This is a genomic window from Enterobacter sp. JH25, assembly GCF_021725435.1.
Lineage (GTDB): Bacteria > Pseudomonadota > Gammaproteobacteria > Enterobacterales > Enterobacteriaceae > Enterobacter > Enterobacter intestinihominis.
Map to the genome: position 1 here is coordinate 2,172,745 of NZ_CP091319.1, position 13,102 is coordinate 2,185,846.

Genomic DNA, 13,102 nt, shown 5'->3' on the forward strand with positions numbered 1-13,102 from the left:
GGGAGCGATCCTCGCGGCTTTTTGCGTTTCTTTACATTAATAGCCATAACCCTCTATTTCACAAGATTATTTTGCGGGCTCGTTTAGGTAACGTTCGATTTCTAATCATCTCGCAAAGGTATCATTTCAGTGCGAAATCATCGCCCTGAACAGGACGTAGCATTATGAAGACACATCCACAGTACGAACCCTGGTTGCAGGGCATGCTCATCATCGCTAAGCACTATCGGCTGGATTTTTCGGCGGAGCATGTTCGGGTCACGATTAACCATGAAAGCCAGTCTTCGCGCCAGCTGGTGCTGGAGGAGATGGCGCGCCAGCTTGGGCTGGGGATGCGTTGGGTAGCGGCGGAAGCCGTATCGCTCGACCCGTGGCGCTTACCGCTGCTGGCGGAGTTCACCGGCGGGCAAATCGCGGTCATCAACCGTATGGACAATGAAGGGAACATCAGCGTGCAGTTCAGCGGCGACGGCGGCCTGGAGACGACGCTGACGCGTGACGAACTCGGTTCGCGGTTAAAAGGGCTGATGGTGCTGCGTCCCCTGGAGTCCACGCCGGATGCGCGCGTGGATGATTACATCAAACCCTATGAGAAAAACTGGTTCTGGCAGCTGGCGCTGAAAGACTGGCGTCGTTACAGCGATATTATGCTGGTGGCGCTGGTCGCCAACGTGCTGGCGCTCTCCGGCATGGTCTTTTCCATGCAGGTGTATGACAGGGTGGTGCCGTCCCAGTCGGAAGCCACGCTGTGGGTGCTGTTTGGCGGCGTGATGATCGCTATCGTGTTTGAATTCATCATGCGCATGCTGCGGGTGCATATTTCGGATGTGGTAGGGAAACGCGCCGACCTGCGTATTTCCGAGCGCGTGTTTGCCCACGCCCTGCGGATTAAAAACGGCGCACGGTCGAAATCGACCGGGTCGTTTATCGCCCAGATCCGCGAGCTGGAGTCGGTGCGGGAGCTGATCACCTCCACCACCATTGCAGCCATCTCCGATCTGCCGTTCTTCCTGCTGTTCGTCTTCATTCTGTGGATGATTGGCGGCCCGCTGGTGCTGGTGGTGCTGCTGGCCGTGCCGCTGCTGCTCATTCCCGGCCTGCTGGTGCAGCGCCCGCTGGGAAAACTCTCCAGCGAAGGGATGCGTGAATCGGCGATTCGTAACGCCACGCTGGTGGAAGCGGTGCAGGGGCTTGAGGACATCAAGCTGATGCGCGCCGAGCAGCGGTTCCAGAACCAGTGGAATAACACCAATGACGTTGCCGCCAGCGTCGGCATGAAACAGCGCTGGCTGACGGGGCTGCTGCTGACCTGGACCCAGGAGGTGCAATCTATCGTCTACGCCGTGGTGCTGCTGGTGGGCTGTTACCTGGTCATCAGCGGCGACATGACCACCGGTGCGCTGGTGGGCACCTCGATTCTGGCGTCCCGCACCATTGCGCCGCTGTCGCAGATTTCCGGCGTGCTCTCCCGCTGGCAGTCAGCAAAGGTGGCCCGCAAGGGACTGGATGACCTGATGCAGCGTCCGATTGACGATCCCCAGCACGGCAAAAAAGTGCATAAAGCCCACCTGCGCGGTGATTATCAGCTGGACGACGTCGGGTTTTATTACGACGAAGAAGAGAAGCTCACCGTGCTGAACGTCAGCAAACTGCGCATTCGCGCCGGGGAGCGCGTGGCGGTGCTCGGGCGGAATGGTTCGGGGAAAAGCACTTTGCTGCACCTGCTGGCGGGAATGCAGGAGCCACAGCAGGGCAGCATTTTGCTGGACGATATTGCTCTCAATCATCTTGACCCGGCTGACGTACGCCGCGATATGCAGCTGCTCAGTCAGCAGGCGAGGCTGTTCTTCGGCTCCGTACGCGACAACATCCTGATGGGTAATCCGCTGGCGACAGACGAGGAAATTCATCAGGCGCTGGTCAACAGCGGTGCGCTGGAGTTTGTGCGCAAGCAGAAAATGGGGCTGAACACCATCATCAACGAGGGCGGAATGGGGCTTTCCGGCGGGCAACGTCAGGCGCTGCTGCTGGCCCGCGCGCTGATCACCTCGCCGAATATTCTGCTGCTGGATGAACCCACCGCCTGGCTGGATGAGGTCAGCGAGAAGCAGTTTATCCAGCATCTGCACCAGTGGCTCGGTAAGCGCCGGACGCTGGTGGTGGCGACGCATCGTCTGCCGATTCTGGACCTGGTTGACCGCATTATCGTGCTGGAAAACGGCAAAGTGGTGATGGATGGCCCTCGTGATGCCATTTTACGCCAGCACGGAATGGCCCCGCAGCAGGCGCCGCAGCGCACGGTTAAACTGAAAACGGAGGGCGTGGCATGAATGATTTCTCCCGCTTTAATAGCCGACTGAAGGAGCCCCGCCTGCCGCGATCGTCGCTGGTGGCATGGTCGCTGTTTGCCCTGCTGGTGGTGTTTATTACCTGGGCCAGCCTGTTCCAGCTGGATGAGGTCACTACGGGCAGTGGCAAGGTGATCCCGTCCTCCCACGAGCAGGTGATCCAGTCCCTGGAAGGGGGGATTATCCACAGTCTGATGGTGCGCGAAGGCGATATCGTCGAGCGTGGTCAACAGCTTGCCCAACTGGACCGGACGAAAACCGAGTCCAGCGTGCTTGAGAGCGAGTCTCGATTAAATGCTGCGATGGCGACAGCCGCGCGTCTGAATGCTGAAGTGAACGACACCGGGCTGACATTCCCGGCAGAGCTGGATGACGACGTTGAGCTGGTTAAACAGGAAACGGCGCTTTACCAGTCTCGTCGCGAAAGCCTTGAAAAAGGGCTGGCGGGTTTACGCCAGGGAGCGGATCTCGTGCAGCGTGAACTGGCATTAACGCGCCCGCTGGTGACGCAGGGGGCAGCCAGTAAGGTCGAAGTCTTACGCCTTGAACGCCAAAAAAATGAGCTGGAGAGCAAAATCACCGAGATGAAAAACCAGTACTACGTTCGCGCCCGCGAAGAACTGGCGAAAGCGAACGCGGAAATCGAAGCGCAGCGTTCGGTGATGAAAGGGCGCGAAGACTCACTCACCCGCTTAACGTTTAATGCGCCGGTGCGTGGCATCGTGAAAGACATTGACGTGACGACGGTTGGCGGGGTGATCCCGCCGAACGGCAAACTGATGAGCCTGGTACCGCTTGATGACCAGATGGTGATAGAAGCGAAAATCTCGCCGCGCGATGTCGCGTTTATCCATCCCGGGCAAAAAGCGCTGGTGAAAATCACCGCTTATGACTACTCCATTTACGGCGGGCTGGAGGGGGAGGTGACGATGATTTCACCGGATACCCTTCAGGACGAGGTGAAACGGGATGTTTATTATTATCGCGTTTATATCCGTACAGACAGTAACCATCTGACTAACCGGCAGGGCAAGGAATTCCCGGTGTTTCCGGGCATGATAGCTACGGTTGATATCAAAACCGGCAGTAAATCCGTCATTGATTATCTGCTGAAACCGTTAAATAAGGCAAAAGAGGCGCTGCGCGAGCGATAAAAAAGGCGTTCAGCAAGCCGAACGCCCGTCAGATCAGAGTGTAGACGTCATGTTGACAGCATGGCGTCGTTCTTTTGGCACCACATTGATGTAATGTGTGACATAGGCAAAATATAAAGCGGCATAATTTTCGACAAGTTCGATAAATGCCGGGTAAATGGACATCCGGCCATCGCCGCGATCTTTAAGATAACCTGCCTCCTGTGCCGATTTGATAATGCGGTTGACGTGAATACGCGAGACGAAAAATTCTTTTGCAAGTGTGCTGGCTGAATACGCTATTATGGCACCGTATGCTGTTTTGTTTTTAATGGCCTGCAAATAGAGATAGAGCATAATCATCCGGCCACCATCCTTATCAATAAATAAACCCACCTCCGGAAGTACTTTACTGAATGTTAATCCGCGGAAAAGGTATTCTGCGGCGCGCCGGAAAAAGTTGTGCCTGAGTGTGTCATTGTCCAGAAGATTAACATTAATGTTGAATGTCGGATAAAGAATGCTAACAGGCGTGAACGCCCCGGACATATAGCGTTTAAGCTCATCCAGTCCTTTTTCCGTAGGCGCGATTTTTGTTTTTCGCCGATCTTCGGTACAGCGCCAGGTCTTAATTCGCCCGGTGGTTTTAAGTATGGTGATGATCGCAATAACGCTGTTAGGGCTGGCGATATTATAGCGTGAGCACAGTGCCTTAATCTCCGAGACCGACTCAGCCTGATTGCCAAAAACAAAACAACATATTGAGAGTATTATATTGAACCGTGATTCCTGAAGCATCGTTTTGTAGAACAGGGGTTGTTTTTTATAAATGGCGTCATTGATTCTGTAGTGTTCTATTATAGCTTCACTAAATCGCGGGTTGTTTTTAATGACATCCCGTCGATGTAGCAAAGCTCTGGATGAGATGTGATTATCCATAGCATTTTCTCTTTTTTGTCTGAGCCGATGAGAAGAAGTGTCCGGACTTCTTTTTCGGAATTTTCATTATACCTTGAGAAAGTCCTGGTTACTGTTGTTATATGAAAAGAAAATGATATTTATGCTGCATATGGATGAGTCGGTTGATTAACGCAAAGATGTTCATGTGCATAACATTGATAACGGTTTATTAACCAAATGGGGTGCGGTAAAATTATTCAATGCGACAATGAATATTGGCTTTAATTACATATGGGAATGATGTTTGTATTCTCAGGAGCAGGTTATGTCTCAAAATTTACCCTCTGTGCAAGGTACTTGCTACAAGCAACGGTTTGTTATTTCAGCCTGCGGTTTCACCTTTGAAGGGTATAGCCTGCTTCTGAAATCTCGAGGCGTACACGCCACGCGACTCCATTTTGAAGAGGATGAAATATGTTCCGTTGACGTTGAAAAAATGATGGAAAATCAATCGCCCGAGGTTTCGGTTTTCCTTGGTCGTGACGTTGCTACTTTTCTTGAAAGCCTGAAGCGCTTGGTATCCGTTCTGAATGCACTGCCAGTGATTTGCAGGGTCACCCTGTATGGTGCACTACCTGAGCGATGGCTTAATGCAACGTTGAGAAGTCTCGTTAATAATACAAAAAAGCTTTCCACGATCAGGGTAGAGAATATTACAGAAATAATGGGCTTTGTAAAAAATGAGACAGGTGAGCGTGCTGGCCCTTCACGCTTGTTGCGTAACGTACCGGACAAGGAGGGTAAAGAAAATTTGCATGGGTTAACACATCGCGAGTTAACCGTGCTACTGAATTTCTATCGGGGTATTTCCATAAAAGAGCAGAGTAAGAGGTTAGGGCTGTCAGATAAAACTATTTATACCCATCGCAAGGTGGGTTTGGGTAAATTATATATTATCAGAGTATGGTTTAGCGACTCTCGCGTTTTCAGAGATGAGGTTTGTGCAGTAAAAAATAAAACAAAAGTGTTTTCGGAAACGGAAATAGATATATTACAAGCGTTACATAAACGGGAAATCTTTGCGGCTTATCAAATTATCACTGATAGTGATAAAAAAGGAGTTGGATTTGAAATCCTGCTGCGCTGGCATAAAAAAGGTGAGATCCTGAAGCCAACCTATTTTCTGGGAGGGGTAAAAAATAGTGAAATATGGCTCAAGCTAACGGCGTTAGTCATCCATGCGGCCGTATCAGGTATCAATAAATACAATGGAAAATATTATTTTTCAGTTAACATTCCTCCTCAACTTGCTTCGGGAAACGCGCTGCCGGGGATGGCCAAAAAGGCCGTCGAAATGTTACTCAAACCGCAGTGGGCCGGGAAACTGGTCTTTGAAGTAGCTGAAACGATTGACGTAACAAAGGATAAAAATATTCCCGAAACACTCCAGCGTTTACGCGCCGAGGGATGTCGGCTTTTTCTGGATGACTGTTTTTCAAAATATCATGCTATGTTGCCCATCAGACTGATTAATGTTGATGGACTAAAGCTTGATCGCGATATTGTTGAGCACTTTGTGGCTAACGACAAAGACTATAGCATTATTAAAGCGATACAGGTTTACAGCGACATGACGGGGACCGAATGCGTTGCGGAAGGCGTCGATAGCGAAGAAAAATTTGAAAAACTTGTCGCGTTAGGGGTTAAGCGATTCCAGGGTTATTATCTTTCCCGCGCGGTTAAAGAAGAAGAGTTGGATCGAATGGTACGGCTATTTAGTTAACGGCTTCACTATGCTGGTGGTCCGACAGACTACAGTATTCGACCACCAGTAAAAAACACTCACTCACCGTCGCAATAGTGTATTCTCAGATATCATCACGCGTAAAGCCGACAACAATTTCAAGTGTGTTGCGAATGACATCGCAGGCTTCAGGCTCCTCGGTAATTTCAAGGGCGTGAATCAGTTGCAGGATGATCTCTTTATTCGAAAGGTTGTCACCGGTCAGCATAATACAGCGTATTGCCGAGCCTAACACTTCAACTTCACCACTGAGATGCTTTCCAGCATTAAGAAAGTGTTCCGCCAGTCCTTTATCGTGCAGGGCTTCAAAATTATACGTCTGGTGCATAGTCGCTTTACTCATGGTGGTCACCGTCTCGGTTAAAATTAGTGTTTCTTATTTGGGCTCAGAAGCGTGTTGTGAGTAAAGAGAGAGCGCATGCGGCCAATTTCATAATCGCCCATCACTCTTCCCCGGTCGTGCGATACGCCGGTTACACGCTGGCGCACTTCATCTTCAGCGGCAATCAATGCATTTTTACGCTCATCATTTGATTCAACGTTAGCCATCGCCTGCAGGCGATTAGCAAGAGACGCAAAGGTAATAGGTCCGTTCTCTTTCAGTATGGATAATACGGCCTCACCGATAAGGTCATCCTTAAGTCGTTCAAATTTAGTTCTATGCATAGCTTAATCTCACTCTGCTACACGCGGCTGTAGCATGGGGTTAGTCATCGCATCCAGATGCTCTATTCTCACTCAGCATGACTAACTTAGTAAGTTAAAAACAGTGTTCAGGTTAACGCTCGAAGAAGAGGGCTATCAAACCGTTATAGTGCGCTTTCTCTACGTCAGACGTTGATTCTTCAATTCTGCGCAACAGCTTTGTACAAATTGTCATTCTGCTCAGTTGTACATTTTCTTTGATGATCTCACTGACGATGGCACCAAGGGTTTCCTGCTGCGTTGGGACGTTATCCTTGTTAAAATACAAGGTTATAGCGCTTTCTGCTGTAGAGGGAGCATGGTTGCGACGCATAATTTTCCACCGTTGATAAACAATTTTGTAACATCACTGGCATCGAATTTATACTATCCGGTCAAATCTGTACATCTAAATTGTACAAGTTTTTCGTGCAGTTCGGGGATTTGTCAGAAGAACTATCAAAATTAGGGGGGGAAGAGAGGGAGAAAAACGTGGGGAAAAGAAAAGGCCCCGGAGGGCCTGAAATTATTTCCGTCCCAGCAGAAGTCCCAGAACGATGCCTACCGCACCCGCAGCGATTAAGCCCGTTAACGGGTTATTTCTGACGGCTTCAGTAACATCCGAGACGGCATCACTGGCCTGAGCAGCATATTTTTTCGCTGCACCTTTCACCTGATGTTTAGGGGAATCAACGAATTCACCAAACTGCTGCTGCGCAGAGCCGGATAATTCATCAAGTTTGTTTTTGGCTTTATCGCCAGCGTATTGTGCATTTTTATCAGTGTCGAAATCAGACATTCCAGCCTCCTTTTGTTGATAGTCTAAGGATAGACGCTGATGGCAAGAGTGAGAGAGAATTCGCTGAAATCGACGCCTGAGTACCTCTTTTTAGGATATGTCTTTCTTACATGTCCACCATAACGCCCTAAGGATGGAGTGGATAAATATTTCCCTCGCCGTCTCTGTCTACGTAGCGGGAAGAGACTATTTCTCTCGTGCGTTAGCGCGAAAGGTAATGTAATAGCCAAGGGATGCGGCCAGGCACAGCATATAGCCGAACGATTCCGAACCTTCCTCCACGGCGTTTTTCACGACACGCATATAGCCATGCTCCAGAATGGCGTGCCACAGCACCTGCATTCCAAAGAGACGGGAGAAGACCAGTACAGCCAGCAGGCCGCTCAACAGAATACCGTACCAGGGGGATTGCGTGTATTTTGCCAGCTGTTCCAGGGTAGCGCGAAAATGCATAACGGGGCGAATTAAAGCCAGCAGAGCGGTAATCAGCGCGAACCACACCCAACTCCCATGAGAAATGAGGTCAAAAAGCGCGTCCAGTTCACGAATTAACATCGTCAGGAAAAAACCGCCAACCAGAATATTACAGTAACGCATGGATTCGTTCATTTTCGCCAGACGAAAATGGAGAAAAACGATAGTCGCTAATACCGTTTCCTGCATAATTTCGGTCAGTGATAATTCCGGAATATCATGGCCGACAAACCGCATATCAACCCAAAGACAAAGTATAATAAGCGCGCATGCGACCGCCGCGCCAACAAAGAATAAAAAGCTCTTTAGTACAATCATTAACACCACCATTTTGTTTGTAGCAGTATGTTAGGTGACGAGAATGTTATTTCTGTTCACATCGTGCCATATAAGTGCGGAATTTTAACATTACGAGCTAAATAGGATTCGTAGCGGCCAGAATAAACCCTAAATATCTTTTGTTCCTTGCCGGCGATGTGCTCATTGCAGCGTCTCTTTCTTGTGGTTTACAGGGCAATAACATACGAGGTACCATACCCCCCTATAGTATCAGGAGGGCGTATGCCGCATTCACCCGAAGATAAAAAACGTATTCTGACCCGCGTCCGCCGCATTCGAGGCCAGGTTGATGCCCTTGAACGCGCCCTGGAGTCGGGCGATCCCTGTCTCGCCATTCTGCAGCAAATTGCCGCCGTGCGCGGTGCTGCCAATGGCCTGATGGGTGAAATGGTTGAAATTCACCTCAAAGATGAGCTGGTGACGGGGGAGACCACCCCGGATCAGCGGGCAGTGCGGATGGCGGAAGTCGGCCATTTGCTGCGCTCTTATCTAAAATAAACCCACACACCTCACAACAAGGGAAAGACATCATGAAATCTCGCGCAGCTGTCGCGTTCGGCCCAGGCCAGCCGCTGAAAATCGTTGAAATTGATGTTGCTCCGCCGAAGAAAGGCGAAGTGCTGATCAAAATTACTCACACCGGCGTCTGCCATACCGATGCGTTTACCCTCTCCGGTGACGATCCGGAAGGCGTATTCCCGGCGGTGCTCGGCCACGAAGGGGGCGGTGTGGTGGTGGAAGTGGGTGAAGGCGTTACCAGCCTGAAGCCCGGCGACCATGTGATCCCGCTCTACACCGCAGAGTGCGGCGAGTGTAAGTTCTGCAAATCTGGCAAAACTAACCTCTGTCAGGCCGTGCGCGCCACGCAGGGCAAGGGTCTTATGCCGGACGGCACAACCCGCTTCTCCTATAACGGCGAGCCAATCTATCACTACATGGGGACCAGCACCTTCAGCGAATACACGGTGTGCGCCGAGATCTCACTGGCGAAAGTGAATCCGCAGGCCCCGCTGGATAAAGTCTGTCTGCTCGGCTGCGGTGTCACCACGGGTATCGGCGCGGTGCATAACACGGCGAAAGTGAAAGAGGGTGATACCGTGGCGGTGTTCGGCCTGGGCGGGATCGGTCTGGCGGTCATCCAGGGCGCGGTACAGGCGAAAGCTGGGCGTATCATTGCTGTGGATACCAACCCGGAGAAATTTAAGCTCGCAGGTGAGATGGGTGCGACCGACTTCATCAACCCGAAAGACTACGACAAACCGGTTCAGGACGTGATCGTTGAGCTGACCGACGGCGGCGTGGACTTCAGCTTCGAATGTATCGGCAACGTCAACGTAATGCGCTCAGCGCTGGAGTGCTGCCACAAAGGCTGGGGTGAGAGCATCATTATCGGTGTGGCCGGCGCGGGTCAGGAGATTAAAACCCGTCCCTTCCAGCTGGTGACAGGGCGCGTATGGCGCGGGTCGGCATTTGGCGGCGTGAAAGGCCGTACACAGCTGCCGGGCATGGTTGAAGATGCGATGGTCGGCAAAATTCAGCTCGATCCGTTCATTACGCACCGCCTGCCGCTGGAGCAGATCAACGAAGCTTTCGATCTGATGCACGAAGGAAAATCCATTCGTACCGTCATCCATTTCGGCGACAACTGATTATTCTGCCAGCGGTTTTTCCCGCTGGCATTTCTTCCCTGATCTTCTCTAAAGTGTGACCTGTCTGGCGCTTTTAGGCGTAATCTAATTCCCCGCTGTGCCGATGACTCTTTTACAGGCGTGTTTTTACGCATCTTACCTATAAGAGAGTCGACGGTCATGGACAACACAACATCGATGCAGGCGCAGCACAAGCTGAGTTTCTTGCATCACATCCGGCTGGTTCCGCTGTTTTCCTCCATTCTCGGTGGCATTATTCTCCTGTTTGCCTTGAGCTCGGGTCTGGCAGGCTATTTCCTGCTCCAGGCCGATAACGATCAGCAGGATGTCACAGCAGAAATCCAGGTGCGCACCGGTCTGTCAAACAGTTCCAACCATTTACGCACCGCCCGTATCAACATGATCCACGCGGGGGCGGCGAGCCGCATCGCGGAGATGGAGGCGATGAAGCAAAACATCGCTGAGGCTGAGACCCGCATCAGGCAGTCGCAGGATGGATTTGCCGCCTATATGAAGCGCACCGTTCGCACTCAGGCTGATGAAGCGCTGGATGGCGATCTGAAAGCCCGCTATGACGCCTACATCGCCGGTATGCAGCCGATGCTGAAATATGCCAAAAACGGCATGTTTGAAGCCATTATCAACCATGAAAATGAGACCGCGCGTCCGCTGGACGATGCCTATAACGCGGTGCTGCTGAAGGCGATAAATATCCGCACCGAACGCGCCAACGCACTGACGGCGCAGGCTCACACCCGCACCCGGCTGGGGCTGATGTTTATGTTCGGCGCGTTTGGCCTGGCGCTGGCGCTGGCGGTGATCACCTTTGTGGTGCTGCGCCGTACGGTGATAAACCCGCTTCAGCGAGCCGCTACGCGTATCGAAAATATCGCGAAAGGCGATTTGACCATGCCGGACGAACCGACCGGGCGCAGCGAAATTGGCCGCCTGACGCGCGATCTGCAAACAATGCAGCACGCGCTGGTGACAACCGTGGGCACAGTGCGGCAGGGGGCGGAGGAGATCTACCGTGGAACCAGCGAGATCTCCGCGGGTAATACCGATCTCTCATCCCGAACCGAACAGCAGGCGGCGGCCATCGAACAGACGGCGGCCAGCATGGAGCAGCTCACCGCGACGGTGAAGCAAAACGCCGATAACGCGCATCATGCGAGTAAACTTGCAGAAGATGCCTCCGGTAAGGCCAGCCGCGGGGGGCAGATGGTCTCCGGCGTGGTGAAAACCATGGGTAATATTTCCACCAGCTCGAAGAAGATCTCTGAAATTACCGCCGTGATTAACAGCATCGCGTTCCAGACCAATATTCTCGCGCTCAATGCGGCGGTCGAGGCGGCGCGTGCGGGTGAACAGGGACGCGGCTTTGCGGTTGTGGCGAGTGAAGTCCGCACCCTGGCAAGCCGCAGCGCGAACGCGGCGAAAGAGATTGAAAGCCTGATTAATGAATCGGTATCGCTTATCGATCAGGGTTCCGGGGAGGTGGTTGCGGCGGGCAATACCATGAATGAGATCGTCGAGGCGGTTAAACGCGTCACCGATATTATGCTGGAGATTGCGGCCGCGTCTGATGAGCAGAGCCGCGGCATTGTTCAGGTGAGCCAGGCGATTTCCGAGATGGATAAGGTGACGCAGCAGAATGCCTCGCTGGTGGAAGAAGCCTCTGCGGCGGCGGCCTCGCTGGAAGAGCAGGGCGCGCGTCTGACGGAAGCCGTTGGCGCGTTTCGTCTCAACGGGGCGCGCGCAGGACGGACTACAGCCGCCGCAACCGCAGTAAAACCCGCGCCTTTAACCCCGGCGGCGGCCGTCTCAGGTGATAACTGGGAAACGTCTGAGTAAGACAGACCCGCCCTCGCGGCGGGTTCTGAGTTTAGGGTCAGAGAGGCATTGACTTACGAATGGCGCTTAACAGCGTTTGGGCGCCTTCAGAGAGCGGGGCATCTACCCGCGTCAGGATCCCAATGGGTTCTCCTGCGCCGGGTGAGGTTACCGGCAGCGCGGTGAGCACGCCGCGTCGTAGATCGTCCTTCACCGCGCCGGACGGCACAAACCACACGTAGTCATAATCCACCGTCAGCTGGCGCGAAAGAGACGCCGAGAGCGTTTCAATACACCCTGAAGGCAGCGTGCAGCCCTGCATTTGCAGCAACGCTTCCGCATTCTGACGCGGAACCGTTCCTTTCGGGGAAACTACCACCGGCCACTCCATTACGCGGCTTAAGGTGACGGTATCCTGCAGCAGGGGATGATTCGGACGCACGACCAGCTTCAGTGATTCCAGGAACAGCAGCTCGTAATTCAGGCCGCTCATCAGTTCCGGATCGGACATCCGGCCAATGCCCAGATCGAGCTCCCCTGACTTCAGGCCCGCCAGCAGCATGGTGTTATTCATGGTCGCGACCTGAAGCGTGGCGTGCTTTTGCTGGCGGTGGAACTGGCCGATCGCTGCAGGCAATATGCCCAGCGCCGCCGTTGGCAGTGCCCCCACGCGCACGATGTCGCTGGCCTGCTCTTCTTTACGGTTTAAGGCCTGACCGGCGGTATTGAGGGCATCAAGAACTTTAACGGCATGCGTCAGGAACTGTTCGCCTACGAGCGTAAGCTGAGCGCCCAGACGGCCGCGGTCGAACAGACGGGTTCCGGTAAGCTGTTCCAGTTCGTTCAGCGTTTTGGATAGTGCAGGCTGACTAAGGTTAAGGGTTTCAGCCGCTCGCCCCAGCGTTCCCTGTTGAGCGACGGCCACAAATGTATGCAAATGGCGCAAGCGTATGCGCTGACTGAACAGACCATTTTTTTCCATAGGCGATGTTAAAAACAGAGCGACGCGGGTGACAAGTTAAGTTGTTTGAATTTGATAACCTGATAGCAAAATATTTTTAACATTTGATCTGTTTGAGTTACAACTGTTTTTCGAAAACGCCCATGCTTTGACCACTCGTCTGCCTGGATCACAATTT

13 protein-coding genes are annotated in these 13,102 nt (G+C 52.4%); 6 read left to right on the forward strand and 7 right to left on the reverse strand.

What is annotated here, in order from left to right; translation table 11 throughout:
* Positions 1–164 precede the first annotated feature (164 nt).
* Together L2Y28_RS10495 and L2Y28_RS10500 are read left to right on the forward strand one after the other, a co-directional pair.
* Positions 165–2,330 (forward strand): type I secretion system permease/ATPase, encoded by a 2,166-nt coding sequence (locus tag L2Y28_RS10495; RefSeq protein ID WP_022648065.1) that lies wholly within the window; start codon positions 165–167, stop codon positions 2,328–2,330.
* Positions 2,327–3,502 carry an HlyD family type I secretion periplasmic adaptor subunit gene (locus L2Y28_RS10500; protein ID WP_022648066.1) on the forward strand — a complete coding sequence of 392 codons (1,176 nt, stop codon included), beginning with the start codon at positions 2,327–2,329 and terminating at the stop codon, positions 3,500–3,502. The genes L2Y28_RS10495 and L2Y28_RS10500 overlap by 4 nt, the downstream gene beginning before the upstream one ends.
* A gap of 33 nt (positions 3,503–3,535) precedes the next feature.
* Here the strand turns inward: L2Y28_RS10500 and L2Y28_RS10505 are convergent, their stop codons facing one another.
* The gene (locus L2Y28_RS10505; protein WP_022648067.1) at positions 3,536–4,420 is read right to left on the reverse strand and encodes a hypothetical protein; all 885 of its coding nucleotides are present in this window, start codon (positions 4,418–4,420) and stop codon (positions 3,536–3,538) included.
* Positions 4,421–4,706: 286 nt separating this feature from the next.
* Here L2Y28_RS10505 and L2Y28_RS10510 point away from each other — a divergent pair, with 286 nt between their 5' ends.
* Positions 4,707–6,164 (forward strand): EAL domain-containing protein, encoded by a 1,458-nt coding sequence (locus tag L2Y28_RS10510; RefSeq protein WP_022648068.1) that lies wholly within the window; start codon positions 4,707–4,709, stop codon positions 6,162–6,164.
* Between the two features lie 85 nt (positions 6,165–6,249).
* On the opposite strand, the gene L2Y28_RS10515 is transcribed toward L2Y28_RS10510, so the two are convergent.
* The 5 genes from L2Y28_RS10515 to L2Y28_RS10535 form a co-directional block, all read right to left on the reverse strand.
* The gene (locus L2Y28_RS10515; protein WP_075208094.1) at positions 6,250–6,528 is read right to left on the reverse strand and encodes a biofilm development regulator YmgB/AriR family protein; all 279 of its coding nucleotides are present in this window, start codon (positions 6,526–6,528) and stop codon (positions 6,250–6,252) included.
* Positions 6,529–6,551: 23 nt separating this feature from the next.
* Entirely contained in the window at positions 6,552–6,851 is a 300-nt protein-coding gene (locus tag L2Y28_RS10520) for a hypothetical protein (protein ID WP_022648070.1), read from the reverse strand.
* 112 nt (positions 6,852–6,963) lie between these two features.
* The gene (gene ycgZ, locus L2Y28_RS10525) at positions 6,964–7,203 is read right to left on the reverse strand and encodes a regulatory protein YcgZ (protein WP_003857265.1); all 240 of its coding nucleotides are present in this window, start codon (positions 7,201–7,203) and stop codon (positions 6,964–6,966) included.
* 192 nt (positions 7,204–7,395) lie between these two features.
* On the reverse strand, positions 7,396–7,668 hold the full coding sequence (locus L2Y28_RS10530; RefSeq protein ID WP_003857263.1) for a YqjD family protein: 273 nt from the start codon (positions 7,666–7,668) through the stop codon (positions 7,396–7,398).
* Positions 7,669–7,854: 186 nt separating this feature from the next.
* Positions 7,855–8,460 carry a hypothetical protein gene (locus L2Y28_RS10535; RefSeq protein ID WP_022648071.1) on the reverse strand — a complete coding sequence of 202 codons (606 nt, stop codon included), beginning with the start codon at positions 8,458–8,460 and terminating at the stop codon, positions 7,855–7,857.
* Positions 8,461–8,703: 243 nt separating this feature from the next.
* Between L2Y28_RS10535 and L2Y28_RS10540 the strand changes: the two genes are divergently transcribed.
* The 3 genes from L2Y28_RS10540 (at position 8,704) to L2Y28_RS10550 (ending at position 11,984) form a co-directional block, all read left to right on the forward strand.
* The gene (locus L2Y28_RS10540) at positions 8,704–8,979 is read left to right on the forward strand and encodes a metal/formaldehyde-sensitive transcriptional repressor (protein WP_003857256.1); all 276 of its coding nucleotides are present in this window, start codon (positions 8,704–8,706) and stop codon (positions 8,977–8,979) included.
* 32 nt (positions 8,980–9,011) lie between these two features.
* Positions 9,012–10,130, forward strand: a complete 1,119-nt coding sequence (locus L2Y28_RS10545; RefSeq protein WP_017693450.1) for an S-(hydroxymethyl)glutathione dehydrogenase/class III alcohol dehydrogenase — start codon at positions 9,012–9,014, stop codon at positions 10,128–10,130.
* Between the two features lie 159 nt (positions 10,131–10,289).
* Entirely contained in the window at positions 10,290–11,984 is a 1,695-nt protein-coding gene (locus tag L2Y28_RS10550; protein WP_022648072.1) for a methyl-accepting chemotaxis protein, read from the forward strand.
* A 37-nt stretch (positions 11,985–12,021) separates the two neighbouring features.
* On the opposite strand, the gene L2Y28_RS10555 is transcribed toward L2Y28_RS10550, so the two are convergent.
* Positions 12,022–12,945: a LysR substrate-binding domain-containing protein gene (locus L2Y28_RS10555; RefSeq protein ID WP_022648073.1), complete on the reverse strand. Its 924-nt coding sequence runs from the start codon at positions 12,943–12,945 to the stop codon at positions 12,022–12,024.
* Between the last annotated feature and the right edge of the window lie 157 nt (positions 12,946–13,102).

Excerpts from the sequence above, each read along its gene's own strand:
- L2Y28_RS10495 (WP_022648065.1), top strand. The coding sequence starts at position 165 with ATGAAGACACATCCACAGTACGAACCCTGGTTGCAGGGCATGCTCATC.
- L2Y28_RS10500 (WP_022648066.1), top strand. The coding sequence starts at position 2,327 with ATGAATGATTTCTCCCGCTTTAATAGCCGACTGAAGGAGCCCCGCCTG.
- L2Y28_RS10505 (WP_022648067.1), bottom strand. The coding sequence starts at position 4,420 with ATGGATAATCACATCTCATCCAGAGCTTTGCTACATCGACGGGATGTC.
- L2Y28_RS10510 (WP_022648068.1), top strand. The coding sequence starts at position 4,707 with ATGTCTCAAAATTTACCCTCTGTGCAAGGTACTTGCTACAAGCAACGG.
- L2Y28_RS10515 (WP_075208094.1), bottom strand. The coding sequence starts at position 6,528 with ATGAGTAAAGCGACTATGCACCAGACGTATAATTTTGAAGCCCTGCAC.
- L2Y28_RS10520 (WP_022648070.1), bottom strand. The coding sequence starts at position 6,851 with ATGCATAGAACTAAATTTGAACGACTTAAGGATGACCTTATCGGTGAG.
- ycgZ (WP_003857265.1), bottom strand. The coding sequence starts at position 7,203 with ATGCGTCGCAACCATGCTCCCTCTACAGCAGAAAGCGCTATAACCTTG.
- L2Y28_RS10530 (WP_003857263.1), bottom strand. The coding sequence starts at position 7,668 with ATGTCTGATTTCGACACTGATAAAAATGCACAATACGCTGGCGATAAA.
- L2Y28_RS10535 (WP_022648071.1), bottom strand. The coding sequence starts at position 8,460 with ATGATTGTACTAAAGAGCTTTTTATTCTTTGTTGGCGCGGCGGTCGCA.
- L2Y28_RS10540 (WP_003857256.1), top strand. The coding sequence starts at position 8,704 with ATGCCGCATTCACCCGAAGATAAAAAACGTATTCTGACCCGCGTCCGC.
- L2Y28_RS10545 (WP_017693450.1), top strand. The coding sequence starts at position 9,012 with ATGAAATCTCGCGCAGCTGTCGCGTTCGGCCCAGGCCAGCCGCTGAAA.
- L2Y28_RS10550 (WP_022648072.1), top strand. The coding sequence starts at position 10,290 with ATGGACAACACAACATCGATGCAGGCGCAGCACAAGCTGAGTTTCTTG.
- L2Y28_RS10555 (WP_022648073.1), bottom strand. The coding sequence starts at position 12,945 with ATGGAAAAAAATGGTCTGTTCAGTCAGCGCATACGCTTGCGCCATTTG.